Source organism: Gluconobacter sp. GP1, assembly GCF_032913585.1.
Taxonomy (GTDB): domain Bacteria; phylum Pseudomonadota; class Alphaproteobacteria; order Acetobacterales; family Acetobacteraceae; genus Gluconobacter; species Gluconobacter cerinus.
Map to the genome: position 1 here is coordinate 1 of NZ_JASGXC010000015.1, position 14,850 is coordinate 14,850.

The following is a 14,850-nucleotide window of genomic DNA, read 5'->3' on the forward strand; positions in this document are numbered from 1 at the left end:
ATCAATCAGCACGCCAAAACTCTGAAATCAGGAGCCAGACGCATCAATCAACGGTTCTTCGATCTCTCCAGGTTATCTCCTTCCCAACGAATGGAAGAGATAGGACAACTCCATAAGATCGTAATTCTTGGTTTTCTAAAGAAATAATCCGCTCAAGTAGAAAAATATTCCTTGAAAAACAGAGAAATTAGCATGTTCCATCACCTGGAGGGATCGAAGACCCTTTAATTGATGTGCTTGTCCGGTAATTTCTGGGTTTTGGCGATTTGATTAACGGTTTCTGCGATGGCATCCGGTCTACGTGTTGAGCAGATCGGGTATTGTCCCCCTCTGGATGACTACGCGCTCGCGTTGATCCGCTCCAGGAAGAGGACGCGGCGCGGGTTGTAGACAATATTGGCCAGGCCGATCCTCATGGTGGCTCGGGTGATACCGACGGTTCGGACGAACAGCCCTGTCTGCGATTTCTGATCCGCAAAGACATGCTCGACGCGTGATCGGATCACCGATTTCCCTGCCTTGTACTGCTGGATACGCCGGGGCATCGGTTTAAGATGCGGCTTTTTCCTGTGAACCTTTGAGACAAAGCCCTGCTTTTCCATAAAGTCTTTGTTGGCTTTTGAGCGATACGCCGTGTCGGCCCACATCGTTGAGGGCATATTGGTCTCATCCAGCAGGCCCTCGCGTAGTCTGGTGCCATCGCTGGCCGCTGGATCGATCGTCTTTCATTTAGGAAACAGCCGAAACTTTCGGTCGATGGAAATGTGATCTTGTACCGAGAGCGCAAGCAATTTTTCCGGTTTCAGGAGTTCTTTTCGATCCTATTGGAACGACGTCCTGCTCTGATGTTTTCTCCGACAGTATAGCGCTCCAAAATGATGGCTTTTGCTCCACACAGGGTGAGGCTGTTTCCCTCCCTGTCGCGCACTTCGTAAGGCTTTCCTCGTTTGAGAACGCTGAAGATCCGGTTCACAATACGATTGGCAACGGCACATAAAGCCTGTTTGTGATGATGACCTTTCAGCGTCATCAGTCTCCAATAAAGTTCCGCCAGTTCAGGATCTGTTTTTCGTGCCGTATCAGCAGCAAGATAAAGTGCGTGTTCGGAAAGGCAACGGCGTAGAGCTTTGACCCGTTTTCCCTTGACGCGAGCCACGGTGACGCCAGCATCTACAAGATGGTGGGCGACAGGAAACCAGCTCATGCCGGTTGGCTCCATGATGGCCTGAATGTGGTCATCCGCCCTCAGCCCCATCATGGCTGTCTGAACAAAAGCGGCGAGTGAAGGCTGATCGTGCCTGAAACGAATTGCACGGCCATTAGGGCGGCCATCGTCATAGATCTGAGCGAGGTGATCTCCGCGAATGGCCAGATCAATACCAATGGTACGGAATGTCATGGTCGGTCCTTTCTGGTGAGGGAACCAACGCTACGGTCACAGTCAGATGTGTCATTCGTGGCAAATCAACTTCACTCAAAGCAGGCGCCACAATCATGTTACTCTTGCCCCGTCAGCGCGGCCGGAACGGGTTCATGCTTCACAAAAGACGAGACGATCGGCGGATCTCTCAGGGACTTCAGCCCCGAACCGGCCTGATCCACAAGCACGTCTCCGAAGCCTGTGCATCTCCGACTTTCTCCATGGCATCAAACCCGGCCCCGCTATCGATATCTGCGATTTATAGCCAAAGAACGGGATAGCGAGATCCGTTGACGCGATCGTCCCGTCATCCCGCCGCTTTGCCTTCGTGAACTTTAGTGTCCATCGTGCATGGAGATCCTTGTGCGACAGCTTTGCCGACTTGTCCTGCCAGCCTTCAGGAATACGGCCTGCCCGGAGGTCGGCTTTCTCAGCGTTCGTATTGCGCTGCTTTGGAGCGGCCACCAGCGTTGCATCCAGGATCTGGCCCGACATCGGCAGATAACCGGCGTTCCTCAAAATAGTGTCAAAGCGATTGAACAGACCCTCGATCGCTCCCACCTGCGTCAGGCGTTCAAGGAGCAGCCAGGCCGTTTTGGCATCAGGAACACGATCTGAAAGCCCCAGGCCGAGGAAGCGCATGAACGACAGGCGGTCGTTGATCAGATATTCCGTCCGTTCATCAGACAAATTGTTCAACGTCTGGATCACCAGGATCCTGAACATCAACACCGGATCAAATGGCGGTCGTCCGCCCTTGCTTCCATCTGAATAGGCCAGAGCCTGCTACAGATCAGGGCGGAACACCTCAAAATCCACAGTCCGGGAAAATGCTTCGAACTGATCGCCAAGCCCGCTCAGTCGGGCAAGCCGCTCTTCAACGTCAAAGAAACCAGCCTGCTTCATAGCGCCATTCCCTCAACCAAAACCGGACAAATGGAATCACACAGGACAGGCCAGAGGACTTTTCAAAATCTACACATTATCGGCGTGAAGCCTCACATTTCTCCTGCAGCCGCTGCATAGCGTCTGGCGGCATTGGTGCGCTCATCATGGTTCTGTAATTCATGCAGGCTGCTGTCTCATTGGGTTGCGGCTCGTGTGAAGTGCAAGCGCACCCTGTGAGAAATACCGCAGTTAGTGAAGCGAGAATGAGGCGCATGATGCTTTCCCGGATTTGGCAATATTTGGTAAAGTGTGAGATCGTCCGCAGAGTTCAGATCAGAGGATTTTATAGTCTTTGTGCGCTCTTGAGAGGACCTGATCAGAAGCCCCTATCCCAATATGTTGATGTTGCGTACGGTTTCGTCGCTGAATATGGCTCGCCCCCGGGGGCAACAGCAGATCAAACTGCGATGTCTAAAAATGTTTTTTTTGGAATTGAGCATCAAAACAGAACTGAATATTTTTTAACGACATATCTTTTTTTGTCTATATAGGATGTTTTATGGTTTCACCAAGGACTGAAAGTTAATGGAATAGTTTATAGGTCTGGGAAAAATGCTTTATATAATCCCTGTCATTGATTGCATAATGCAATTTTTAAATACCGGCGATGGAAATCAATCTTGAGAAATCCTCACAAGGATTAATACCTTAAATATATAGTATTATTCCTTGGTTTGTTGCGAGTGTATCGATTGATAAAACACAGATTTATTTTGACTATTACACAATATCCGCCATACAACGAAATAGATAATACATACCAGAAGAGTCACGAGCGCTCCGAACTCGTAATACCCTGTACACTCGTAGCTGTCTTGCATTCTGAAATGCATGGTGCACAATACGCTAAACAAAACAGCTATTTTTAAAAGAAATAATCGCGACATTGTCTACAAACTCAGGCTCCATCTACAGCAGCTACTTGCACGGGGTTCCAAGGTTAAGTGCCAAAAAATATGAAGCGCCTAACGAAATTTCAACTATGAGGCAAGGTTTTACTCACAACACATCGTCACTTAGGTGTTTAGGTCCGGGGTTTAATGGTGTGGTATTTTCACGAGCGTGGAAGGAAGTCTTATGGGACAGATACGTCATGGGAGCGCCACGACCACGCACGCCGTGTGAGCAGCACTACAGCGATCGCAGGCTTCGCTCGCGTCGCTGAGCAAGGAGTTCGGGGTCAACCCGAAAACAGTTGCAAAATGGCGAAAGCGCCAGACTGTCGAGGATCAGAAGACAGGTCCCAAAGAGCCGCGATCCACGGTTCTGTCCGAGACGGACGAAGCGATGATCGTGGCGTTTCGCCGGCATACGTTGCTGCCGCTGGATGACTGCCTTTATGCCCTGCAGGCCAGCATTCCCCATCTGACACGTTCGGCCCTGCATCGCTGCTTTCAGCGTCACGGGATATCCCGGTTGCCGGACATCGAAGGAGACAGGCTCAAACGCCAGCGCTTCAAACGCTATCCCATCGGCTTTTTTCACATCGATATTGCCGAAGTCCAGACTGCTGAAGACAAGCTGCACCTCTTCGTTGCTATCGACCGGACAAGCAAATTCGCTGTCACACAACTCGTCGGGAAAACTGATCGGAAGACCGCCTGGGAATTCCTCGAACATCTCCTGAGCATCATCCCTTACCGGATCCATACCATTCTGACCGATAACGGCATCCAGTTCTCTGACCAACCCCGTAATCGCAATACGGCCTGGTCGCGTCCCATGCGCTTCGACCTGATCTGCGAAGCCCAGGGGATCGAACATCGTCTGACGAAACCCAATCATCCCTGGACGAACGGTCAGGTTGAGCGGATGAACCAGACAATCAAGGAAGCAACCGTCAAACGCTTCCATTACGATAGTCATGAGCAGTTGAGGACACACCTCAACGACTTCATGGCAGCCTATAATTTCGGGCGAAGACTCAAGACCCTCAGTGGCCTTACCCCTTACGAATACATCTGCAAAATCTGGACTTCAGAGCCAGAAAGATTCATCATCAATCCAAACCATCAAATCCCGGGACTAAACATCTAGGAACAGCTTCCATAAATACCACGATGGGCGGCACTATTTTATTCGATCTCCACCTTTGACAGTGAAGCATCGATCTCTTGCGCAGAGAACGATACCGGATTTTGACAGGCGTTGTTAACCTGCAAGCTGAAGATATCAGGGCGGGCATAATGCCCCGCCACGTCGAGGTCATATTTCCCCCGGATGACATCATCCAGATCAATATCCACCGTAATGATGGCTTCACGATCATAGATCGGGCCTGCGATGATTTCTCCGAGCGGATTGACGATCACGCTTCCGCCACGAATGAGAACGGTTTCCGGGTTGTTACCCTGATGACAGGTATAATTTTCCGGCGCATCCGCACGCGTCATGTACTGACAGGCACTGAGCACAAACGTCCGTCCTTCATAGGCAATATGCCGCATGGAAGCCTGCCAGATATCGCGCTCATCCACCGTAGGCGCACACCAGAGATTGATACCCCGGGCATACATACTCTGACGTAGGTCGGGCATGTAATTTTCCCAACAGATCGCAGCTCCGATACGCCCAATCTCTGTTTCGAACACTGGAATGGTCGAACCATCTCCCTGTCCCCAGACCAGTCGTTCGGTGCCGGTCGGCATCAGCTTGCGGTGTTTGCCAAGAAGCGCCCCATCTGGCCCAAAAAAGAGCGCCGTACAATACAACGTCGCCCCATCTCGTTCGATAACCCCAACAACGAGATGGGCCTTCATCTTCGCTGCGAAAGAGCCGATCCGTGCTGTTTCTGCTCCCGGAACGTCAATGGCTGATTTCCAGTATCGAAGGTAATCCTCACGCCCTTCAGGGAAGCGGCTTCCAAGAACAGCGCCGAAACTCAGCCCTTTTGGATATCCACCGATATACGCCTCGGGAAAGACTGCGAGTTCAACCCCCTGCGCTGCAGCGGCTTCGCAATGGGCCTCCATCCGATCCAGTGTCCGGGGAGTGTCGAAAAGACTGGTTCCCGCCTGAATAACGGCGACGCGACGCTGGCTCATGTCCGGCTCTCTCATGCATGTAGTGGATTACAGGAACAGGAAGAGTGGACTTTCTCCCATTATTGGGCAAATTGATTGTTTTGATAGTCAAAATCATTATGGTCGATATTTCACGTCTTGATTTCAATCTGACGACTACTTTTCTGGCACTCTGGGAAGAACGCAGCGTCTCCCGAGCAGCAAAACGATTATCACTGAGCCAGTCAGCCGTCAGTGCGTCTTTGGGCCGCCTGAGGGAAGCGGCGGATGACCCTTTGTTCGTCCGCACCCGTGGGGGTATGCAGCCAACACTTCGTGCAATCGCCATGGCGGAACCGCTTCAGGCCGGAGTCGCTCTGATCCAGAACGCATTCTCGACTGTTACTGCCTTTGATCCCGCAACCAGCCGACAACATTTTTCCATAGGGATGTCTGACGATTTCCAGATTGCAATTGGGCCGCTGATAACAAGGCGGCTGGCAGAAGAAGCGCCCCGTGTTTCAGTGACATTCAGGCAGGCTAACACACACCGCGTGGAGGCCCTTTTTGAAGCGGGCGAAATCGACTTTGCCGTTGTCGCACAGCCGAATGTGCGCTCCGGATTGCAGCGGCAGGAGATCGGGCGGTCCGGTTATGCCTGCCTACTTGATCAAGTCGCCTGCGACCTTACACTGCCGCTAACACTGACAGATTATCTGTCTCTGCCACATCTTCTGGTCTCGTTTTCAGGCCGCGAGGGCATTGTAGATCAAGCCTTGAAAGATCTTGGTCACTCACGACGGGTGCAATCGGCGCTGACACATTTCTCTGCCCTTCCTCCCTTCCTGATCGGGACGCGTGCCGTTGCCACACTACCTGTTCATGCCGCCCAAAGTCTTGCTGCTGTTTCAGGCCTTACTGTCTGCGCGACACCCATTGATTTGGGAGACTATTCTGTATCGATCCTCTGGCAGAAAACGGCCGATAATCTCTGGATGCGCCAGGTTATAAGCGATGCCTTCCTGGCGATTTTACCGGGCTTAGAGGCAATCTATTCGGGTTAATCTCGTATCGTAAATGTCTGATATCGGACAACAATAAACTGATAGCCGGCCTTCCGCCTCCTCCCAAAAGCAAATAGAGAGCTCAGCTTAGCCCGTTCCAGTCTCATCAAGCGTTACCCCAATGCGATAAGGCCCTTCAAAAAAGTCCCCGAGCGCCAACCGTCGTCGGAACGTAAGCCGCCGTTGCGCCAAATGGTACACGCGATCATGCAGCAGATGGCAGCGCTGGCACAGCGCCCGAAGATTGCGCAACCGGTTGACCGTGGGGTCGTGGTTCAGATGCGCAGCAGCCAAAACCACTTTAGTCTGTCGGGTCTGAAGCAGAGCGATCAAATCCGGAGGCGCGACAGGTCGTCCCCTTCCATTAAACCAATGCCCCGTCTCCGGATGCTTCCAACGTCCCCCGGGAAGGACCTGCAGGGTTTGTCCATGGGGTCGGCCACACCGCTGGCACATTCCCCCGGCTCGCTCGAACCGCACCTGTCGGCTCAACTCGGGCCAGTTGGGAGGATAAAGCGCTTTCAGTTCCCGTCGGATCGGCATTCCTGTCCTTTAGCACAAAAACAACGTTTGAAGACGACGTCCTCCGGAGCCTGGCCGCCAAAAGATCCACCCCGAGCATATCGCAAACCCTGGCGGAAAACGGAGAACCGGCCCTATGTTCTCGACCATGACGTCTTCTGTCCCCGATCCCGTCCGTCTCGCTGAAGCCCTCCTCTTCCAGAGCAGCGGTCCTGTGTCCCGAATAATGCTGGCGCGGGCTCTGGGAGACGACGTAGACATCGCCCAGATCCTGAACCAAGTGGCCAGACGCACCGAGGGGCTGGGGTTTGAGTTGGTCGCGGCTGGAGACGGCTGGATGTTCCGCACCGCCCCCGATCTGGCAGAAATCCTGAGGGCGGTATTGGAGCGACCGCCAGAACGCCTGCCCCGGGCCGTGCTAGAAATACTGCTGCTGATTGCCGCGCGTCAGCCGGTCACCCGGCCCGAGATCGAAAGTTTCCGGGATGCGGCCCTGCCCCAAAAAACCCTGACCCTGCTGCAGGAGAAAGATCTCATTCGCAGCGTCGGTCGTAAGCCTGTGCCGGGTCAGCCTCAGCTCTGGGCCACGACCGAAACCTTTCTCGTGACCTACGGCCTGAAGTCCCTGGCGGAGCTGGATCCGCTGCTGGAAGGCCTCAGAGGGCCGCTTTAGGCCCTTTTGGGCTCGTTCTGAGGGAATTCTAAGACCGTTTTTTGTCACTCTAACACGTGGTAATGTTCTCTTACCGCGTATTAAATCAAGGTTGCCTTAATTGGTGTCTTACGGCAGACTCATTGGGTATTTCAGAGGGAAGATCACCGACATGACAGTCCCGACAGATCCCGCAGAGCGTCTCTCCGAAGCGCCCTCCCCTGCTCTGCAAAGTGCCTTGGACGCAGCAAAAGACAGTGCCCGGACCGCGGCCTATGCACCCGAAACCCTGCGAGCGTATGCCCATGACTGGCAGGCCTTCTGTCACTGGTGCGACGAACATGGGACGTCTTCTCTTCCGGCCGCTCCTCCCGTCGTTGCGGCCTGGCTGCACAGTCTGGCACCACGTTTCAGCCGCTCGGCTCTCAACCGTCGCCTGGCTGCCATCGGCTATCAGCATCGCATGCGGGGGCTAGAGTGGAGCTCCGGCCATGCGGCCATCCGCACCACCCTTCGCGCTGCAGGACGTGTGTATGGCGCGCCGCAGAAGCAGGCCGCTGCCCTCACCTCCCAGGAAGTCCGCAAACTCGTCGCCCCCGAGCATAGCAAAACAGTCGAAGCGCTGGCGGATCTGCGCGATCGGGCCCTTCTGCTCATCGGCTTTGCCGGGGCGCTGCGCCGTTCTGAGCTGGTTGCTCTGACGACAGAGACCGTCCGGATCGTGGCAACCGGCTTGAAGCTCCATATCGCCCGCAGCAAGACAGACCCCGAACATCGGGGCGAAGAAATTTTTTTGCCGCGCGGCAAGCATCGCGAAACCTGCCCTGTTCTGGCCCTGGAGCGCTGGCTGAAGAAGGCCGAGATTATGGACGGTCCCCTCTTCCGCTCTATCAACCGCTGGGAGCAGGTGGGACGCGATGCCCTGCATCCGGATGCGGTCCGGCAGATCCTGCTGCGTCGTGCTAGGGTGGCCGGGCTCAAGGTTCCCTCCGGGGAACGCCTCAGCCCGCATGGACTGCGCGCCGGCTTCGTTACCGAGGCCTTCCGGGCCAATGCCCGGGACGAGCAGATCATGGCGCATACCCGCCACCGAGACCTGAGCAGCATGCGCCGCTATGTCCGGCGGGCCCGTCTGGACCTGGACTCTCCTGCCCATCTTCTGGACCTGTAGCCCATGCCACAGACGACGGCTGAAATCATCGCGGACGTTGATGCGACAGTCGCGCGTCTGGAAGACTATCGTCTGGAACTGGAAGCGCGACCCGTTGCCCACGGGTATCTCGAACCGGGCCCCAGTGACGACGATGAACCAGGGGTCGGCTTTCGTCTCCCCACCCGTCCGGCACTTCCCCGCCACACCCCAATGCCACCGGCAAGCGGCACGGCCTTTTCAATCTCCGGGTCACGCCTTTTAGAGCGGAAGACCCCTCTTTCTCCTCCGCTATTCAATCCTCAACCAGACTGGCTGGCACATGTCTTGACCGTCACAGGATCAGAAGCCGTACTGGCCCGGTTCCAGGCGGCAGCAGCGGGGACTGGCCGTCTATCGTGGGGGCCAGATGTCACCAACCGTGAAGATCTGAGCCGGATCTTTCCCGTTTGGGACGCCCAGACAGCCGCTTTGATCGAACAGATTGTCCAGAGCCAGACAGTCCTTCTCGCTCGGGAGGCGGCATCCAGCTCTGTTCCGTTTGATCTTAATGCCCTTTGTCCCATGCCTTTGGATCTTCTCTCCCTCGGCCCCGCTTCCCCCATGACACAAGCGTGGCTGTGGGAGCACTGGGGAACCTCCCGGCCACTGCAGCAGGTCGACGTCATGGACGGGTATCCGAAAAAGAGCACAACCCGCTGGAGCGTCTCGTTCTGGTCGGCGGACTGGACGCCCTGGCCGGCTCTTCAAACCATTGCGACCCGATGGCCCGACCTCAGCTTTTCCATACGCCCGCTTTACGATGTCTGAGGGACTGCTTTTGGAAGTTGGAGCCTGGCAGGGCCCGCTGGAAGCACTGCTGCAGGCCGTCCGTCGTCGTGCGATAGATCTTCGGACGCTTCCGCTGAGAGAGCTGATCGACCAGTTTTTGATCTGCGTGGAAGAGCAGCTTAAAAACCGTCCCCTCGAACAGACTGCGAACGATCTTGTTCTGGCAGCGACCCTTCTTCAAATGCGCTCGGCTCTTCTGCTTCGGGCAGATACTGAAGAGCACCTTGCCGCCCACTCGGCAGCCGAGCAGCTCCAACGCGCCCTGCTTCGAAAGGACACGCTTTTGCAAGCCGTGGAGTGCTTTGAAACTCGGCCTGTGCTGGGCGAAAGTGTTTTTGGACGCGGGAAACTGCCCCCCTCGCCTTCTGCTGCTGAGACAGGGTCTTCAATCCTCACCCAAGATCTGCTGGACGCGCTTTTGTCAGCATCTCGTCGGAGGGCAAAGTTGCGGCCTCCAGAGAGTATCTTCCAGCCTTCTTTTGTACCACGTGTTTCTGTTCAGGACGCTTTGGCATGGTGGCAGCGGAAAATTCGGGACCATCCGGAGAGTCCGTGGGACCTCGTCGAGGGCGTGATTCATTTTTCTCTTGGGGCCAGCCCTCAAAACCTAATGCAGCGCAAGGCCACGTGGGCTGCTCATCTTTCGGCAATTTTGGAGCTAGCCAGACAAGGAGAGGCGCTGTGCGAGCCCCTGACTCGCTGCGAACATCTTAAAATCACGAACGTGGAAACCGACAAAAGACGTTAGTGAACAGAACATAGGTGACATTGGATTCTACACACGGCAAAGAAAGCAATTGAAGATTGGACTCTACACACGCCCTAGCCCACAGATATCTGAACGGGATTCGGTACTGGACTCTACACACATCGGTACTATCGGATAAAAAACTTACCCACAGGAGAAAGACCCGTCTTGAAGGTTACCCTCTGGACCCTACACACACCATGTTTGGACTCTACTTACCAGAACCCGGGTTATCCCTTGGACCCTACGCACACCATCTAATAAGATTACTAATAGCTTTTTCTAGAACACCGTGCGTAGAGTCCAATCGACGCGTGTGTAGAATCCAAACTTCTCACCGTGCGTAGAGTCCAAATTGACTCATTTCATCCTGTCGCCGATGGTCTACCCATGGGAAAAATTCACAGCCTCCTAGAACTGCATGGTTTGGAAGAAACAAGGCGCCAAGCATCCCTAGAAAGTAAAATACAACGCTATTGTGTGGATGCTGCACATGAAGTGATGGCCGATGAAGCTATGTCGATTGGCATAACCCATTCTGGCTTCGCGATGGCAGCACTTCCTCATAAGAAAACCGCTGAAACAGTTTGGGAACGTGACGGAGGCAATATAAAACTCCTGATCGAGAGTGGACTAGATAAAAATAAAAATGCCGTTGGAATTCCCTATGGATCAATGGCTCGTATGATTTTGCTTTATCTACAAACACAAGCAGTTAAAACAAAATCACGCGAGGTAGAACTTGGAGCTTCCATGAATGCTTGGTTGAAAGCGATGGGAATTGCCGTGGGAGGCAATACCTATAACGCAGTCAGAGACCAAGCGAAGCGTATTAGTCGATGCCGTCTAACTTTTTTTCGAAGTAACGGTAGAGAAGAATTAGTAAGCAATGGCGCTTTTATCAGAGACGCGATTTTCCCTATAGATAACGACGTAAATCAACCGTCGCTATGGAGAGAAGTTGTGAGATTAGACGAAAGCTTTTACGAAAGCCTTATTGATCATCCACTCCCATTAAGAGAAGTTGCTATAAGGCAGATATCAAGTAAATCAAAAGCAATAGATATTTATATCTGGCTAGCATATCGACTTCACATACTCAAAGACCCAGTTAATATTTCTTGGGCCGCGCTAAGAGGACAGTTTGGCTCCGAGTATAGTCAGTTACGGGGATTCAAAAGGGACATTATAGCCCCACTAAAACTGGCTCTTTCCGTTTATCCAGAAGCCCATGTGGAAGTCGATCAAGAAACGGGAATACTGCTCTATCCTTCTCCACCACCTGTACCGGAAAAGAGAATGATAGGCCGTTAGAAAGAAGGTCATAAAAAAAGCACTTTTATTTACGCCTTCATTTCGTCATTTCAAATTATTTTCGTAGCTTTTTAGAACTTATTTGAGAGATTGGTCTGATGTGATTTAAACATCTGGATATGAACGCCAAAAGACAAAGTCCGATGGACAGGTTTACCTGAATGACGAAACGTTATCCGTCTGAATTGACTAAGACGATCCTTATGGTGGCCCTAGTAATACCCACGAACAAACTCAATTGTGATTTCTGATCGGCAAAAACATGTTGGACGTATGATCGACTTCTCTGTGTTGGATAGCTGGATATACTGGGGCATAAGCTTAAGATGCGGCTGCCTCCTGTGAAAGTCGGAGAAGAAACCTAAAGTCTGGACGATACGCCGTATTGCTTGATTGAGTAGACCTACTCTTAATGGCGCACCATCATTGACCGTGACATCTGTCATCTTTCCTTTTTGGATTAGACTGAACTTTCGCTCGATGGAGATGTGCAATTTATAGCCAAAGAACAGGATGGCGAGGTCCATGGACGGGAGCATTCCATCCTCCTGCCGCTTTGCCTTGGTATACGCCAGTCTCCATCGGGCATGCCTGTCTTTGTGAGATAGTCTTGCCGACTTGTCTTTCCAACATCCAGGAATCCGTCCTGCAAAGAGATCAGCATTCCTCCCGTTTGTAGGTGCTATTTTGGAGCCGCCACGAGTGTGACATTCAATATCTTGCCGACCATCGGCAGTGCAGTATCAAAGCGCACACAAATTTTGCAGCCGGTTGATGATTAGATCATGATTGAAATGAGCTGCCGCCGAGAAGGCCTTCATCTGGTGCGCCTGACCATTAAACTGGTACCCACGTCTTTCCGCTACTTGGCTACAGCTGAAGATGATGTCTATTTGGTCCACTGCAACGCTGACAGTAACCCCCTGCCCGCTCGAACCTCTCCTACCGGCTCAGATCCGGCCGGATCGGCATTCAGTCAGTCCTCGTTAACATATCTCCGGTCGACGGTTGACAGTGTCTGTTCTCGTCTTTGCCCTGTCTTAGCACTGTCAGGAGCTCTGTTTGAGTTTCAGGGACTTTCATACGCAGTCATATTTACATCGCAAGGTCGGCAGACGCAGAGCGTGAAGCCATACTTAACCGACTAGACCAGAGGACCCGGCAACAGATTCCTGCAAATAGTCTGGAAACCCTGTCACGCTCCTGTCAACCGGTCGCTTCTCCCCTCTCTCTGGTCATTCGCATTATCGAATACCGGCATAACGAATTTGCCGAGAACACGGTCCTCTCTTCCTCGCCTGGCTCAAGCTTAAAATGACCAAGCAGCGCAAGACGGGCTCGAAGGCCTTCACGTTGACTCATGTGGCCTCTCGCCGAAATCAGCACGCGGTCCCGCAGTGGCTCGATGCCAGGCCCTGCTGGACTATGATGAGACGCTGGCCATGGCGGAGCGCGTCTCGAAGACCTATTCCCGGGTGGTGCAGACAAGTAAACACTCCGCGGACCTTACAGGTCGGTTGTGCGTTTAAAGTTCATTACATGGAAACACTGCCCTATGCCCGGTTCGGATCTATGAAGCTTGGCTATGGAAGGCGAACCTGAAGGGCCCCTCGGCGCGCATGACTCGAGCCTAGTGAGCCCCCTGCTCTGTCATTACCCTTAGAAATAGCCGTTTATCACTATGCAAAACCACGGCTCATTTCGCTAAAGTCAGTTTAACGATCTCGCCAAGGGGTTATTTTTCCATTTTCTAGATCAGGTAAAGCAACTGCTACTCCCTTGTCGGCAACAGCGCGCATGATGAACTGCTTTACTGTCATTCCCTCTTCTTCGGCAGCTTTGCCCAAGGCACGAAGAGTGCTGGCTCTTACACGCATGTTATGATTGACAGCTTTGTCCTCGGGAACGACTTCGGCTGGCGGTAATCGTGGGTTAACGCTTCGCGCAGTTTCCAGTGCTTCTGTTGCACGATTTTTCGGCTGATTAGTAAAACTTTCGTCATCTCTACTCACCTTTGCTAACGCAGCGGCAGTGATTTCACTAGCGTCAGGCCTTTTTCTAGGTTTGAGTGCCATCAGTCTTTCTCCGCTCTAATTACTTTAGAACTTTTAGGCACCCACCCTATTGATTTTAGCTCAGATATTAACGCAGTTACCTCTTCTGCTGCAGTGCCTTTACTTGGAATGGTGCCGGAGTAGGAGATTTCGCCAAAGGCGGTACGGTGTGAAATTGACGCTTTCAAAGTAGGAATACCAGCCTCCTTCAATTCCTGTTCCGCATGCTTTGTGAGATTAGTGCGAGACAGACGGTTCATTATTGCACGAACTTCAATCTTACGACGTGCTGCAGATGCAAGCCCTTTCGCCTGTTTGATTGTCTCTTCGGCTTGGTTTAGATCGGCTGCGCCTGCAGTCAACGGAACGAGGATTTGGTCCGCTACGGTCATTGCTACAGCTCCTGCTAAGTTGCCAAAGCCCGCTGTGTCGATCAAAACGAGATCAGATGTTTCATCCAGCCCCAAAGCGAGGTCAGCAATTGACCGCTCCGAGGTTTCTGCAACGCAGGTGAACGGCATGCCCTCGTAGGTGTTACTATGCCACTCAGACATTGCTTTTGTGGGGTCGGCGTCAATGACTGCTACTGTCAGACCATCTGCAGCGCAGCGCGCTGAGATTATCTGACACAGGGTGGTCTTTCCTGGGCCCCCTTTGAAAGAAGCAATGGTCAGGATGGGCATTACTCATATTCCTTCCTAGATATGCAAAACGAGTAACACGTCATTACGTCATTACGCAACGATATATTGACGTAAAGCCGTCATTACGTCATGACAGGATGCGCAGGTTTCAGGTCGGGGGTTTTATGCCTGTTGTTACGTAAAGCCGTAACGACGTAACGACGTTGCCTGATGCAAGGCTGTTGCCCGCTCGCGGGATGGCAGACCTGATGTAAAGCCGTCATTACGTCATGACAGGATGCGCAGGTTTCAGGTCGGGGGTTTTATGCCTGTTGTTACGTAAAGCCGTAACGACGTAACGACGTTGCCTGATGCAAGGCTGTTGCCCGCTCGCGGGATGGCAGACCTGACGTAAAGCCGTCATTACGTCATGACAGGATGCGCAGGTTTCGGGTCGGGGGTTTTATGTCTGTTGTTACGTAAAGCCGTAACGACGTAACGACGTTGCCTGATGCAAGGCTG

At 52.9% G+C, this 14,850-nt stretch carries 12 protein-coding genes and 3 pseudogenes; 7 read left to right on the forward strand and 8 right to left on the reverse strand.

Features of this window, described 5'->3' with window-relative positions; all coding sequences use genetic code 11:
- Positions 1-338 precede the first annotated feature (338 nt).
- From R5H23_RS16015 to R5H23_RS16025, 3 genes and pseudogenes are all read right to left on the reverse strand, one after another.
- Positions 339-773, reverse strand: a pseudogene (locus R5H23_RS16015) (transposase); the annotation flags it as partial.
- Positions 774-802: 29 nt separating this feature from the next.
- Positions 803-1,399, reverse strand: coding sequence for a transposase (locus tag R5H23_RS16020; protein WP_015074842.1), 597 nt, complete (start codon positions 1,397-1,399; stop codon positions 803-805).
- Positions 1,400-1,663: 264 nt separating this feature from the next.
- Positions 1,664-2,326 (reverse strand): annotated as a pseudogene (locus R5H23_RS16025) (transposase); the annotation flags it as partial.
- Between the two features lie 1,203 nt (positions 2,327-3,529).
- Between R5H23_RS16025 and R5H23_RS16030 the strand changes: the two are divergent.
- Positions 3,530-4,405, forward strand: coding sequence for an IS481 family transposase (locus tag R5H23_RS16030; RefSeq protein WP_224777942.1), 876 nt, complete (start codon positions 3,530-3,532; stop codon positions 4,403-4,405).
- Positions 4,406-4,443: 38 nt separating this feature from the next.
- Here the strand turns inward: R5H23_RS16030 and R5H23_RS16035 are convergent, their stop codons facing one another.
- Complete coding sequence (locus R5H23_RS16035; RefSeq protein WP_016738651.1) at positions 4,444-5,412, reverse strand: carbon-nitrogen hydrolase family protein; 969 nt, start codon at positions 5,410-5,412, stop codon at positions 4,444-4,446.
- A gap of 98 nt (positions 5,413-5,510) precedes the next feature.
- Here R5H23_RS16035 and R5H23_RS16040 point away from each other — a divergent pair, with 98 nt between their 5' ends.
- Positions 5,511-6,434, forward strand: a complete 924-nt coding sequence (locus R5H23_RS16040) for a LysR substrate-binding domain-containing protein (protein ID WP_029495917.1) — start codon at positions 5,511-5,513, stop codon at positions 6,432-6,434.
- Between the two features lie 87 nt (positions 6,435-6,521).
- Here R5H23_RS16040 and R5H23_RS16045 read toward each other — a convergent pair whose 3' ends face one another.
- Positions 6,522-6,977: a hypothetical protein gene (locus R5H23_RS16045; RefSeq protein ID WP_016738649.1), complete on the reverse strand. Its 456-nt coding sequence runs from the start codon at positions 6,975-6,977 to the stop codon at positions 6,522-6,524.
- A 115-nt stretch (positions 6,978-7,092) separates the two neighbouring features.
- On the opposite strand from R5H23_RS16045, the gene R5H23_RS16050 reads away from it, so the two are divergent.
- The 5 genes from R5H23_RS16050 (at position 7,093) to R5H23_RS16070 (ending at position 11,651) form a co-directional block, all read left to right on the forward strand.
- Positions 7,093-7,629: an SMC-Scp complex subunit ScpB gene (locus R5H23_RS16050; RefSeq protein ID WP_015074850.1), complete on the forward strand. Its 537-nt coding sequence runs from the start codon at positions 7,093-7,095 to the stop codon at positions 7,627-7,629.
- A 151-nt stretch (positions 7,630-7,780) separates the two neighbouring features.
- Complete coding sequence (locus R5H23_RS16055; RefSeq protein WP_211497638.1) at positions 7,781-8,779, forward strand: site-specific integrase; 999 nt, start codon at positions 7,781-7,783, stop codon at positions 8,777-8,779.
- 3 nt (positions 8,780-8,782) lie between these two features.
- Positions 8,783-9,568, forward strand: coding sequence for a hypothetical protein (locus tag R5H23_RS16060; RefSeq protein ID WP_211501728.1), 786 nt, complete (start codon positions 8,783-8,785; stop codon positions 9,566-9,568).
- Positions 9,561-10,337 carry a ScpA family protein gene (locus R5H23_RS16065; RefSeq protein WP_244974588.1) on the forward strand — a complete coding sequence of 259 codons (777 nt, stop codon included), beginning with the start codon at positions 9,561-9,563 and terminating at the stop codon, positions 10,335-10,337. The genes R5H23_RS16060 and R5H23_RS16065 overlap by 8 nt, the downstream gene beginning before the upstream one ends.
- 390 nt (positions 10,338-10,727) lie before the next feature.
- Positions 10,728-11,651, forward strand: coding sequence for a replication protein RepA (locus tag R5H23_RS16070; protein ID WP_211501727.1), 924 nt, complete (start codon positions 10,728-10,730; stop codon positions 11,649-11,651).
- Positions 11,652-11,823: 172 nt separating this feature from the next.
- Here R5H23_RS16070 and R5H23_RS16075 read toward each other — a convergent pair.
- From R5H23_RS16075 to R5H23_RS16085, 3 genes and pseudogenes are all read right to left on the reverse strand, one after another.
- Positions 11,824-12,387, reverse strand: a pseudogene (locus tag R5H23_RS16075) (IS5/IS1182 family transposase); the annotation flags it as partial.
- Positions 12,388-13,366: 979 nt separating this feature from the next.
- The gene (locus R5H23_RS16080) at positions 13,367-13,726 is read right to left on the reverse strand and encodes a hypothetical protein (RefSeq protein WP_211501726.1); all 360 of its coding nucleotides are present in this window, start codon (positions 13,724-13,726) and stop codon (positions 13,367-13,369) included.
- Positions 13,726-14,388, reverse strand: coding sequence for a ParA family protein (locus tag R5H23_RS16085; RefSeq protein WP_211501725.1), 663 nt, complete (start codon positions 14,386-14,388; stop codon positions 13,726-13,728). Before R5H23_RS16085 ends, R5H23_RS16080 begins: the two co-directional genes overlap by 1 nt.
- Between the last annotated feature and the right edge of the window lie 462 nt (positions 14,389-14,850).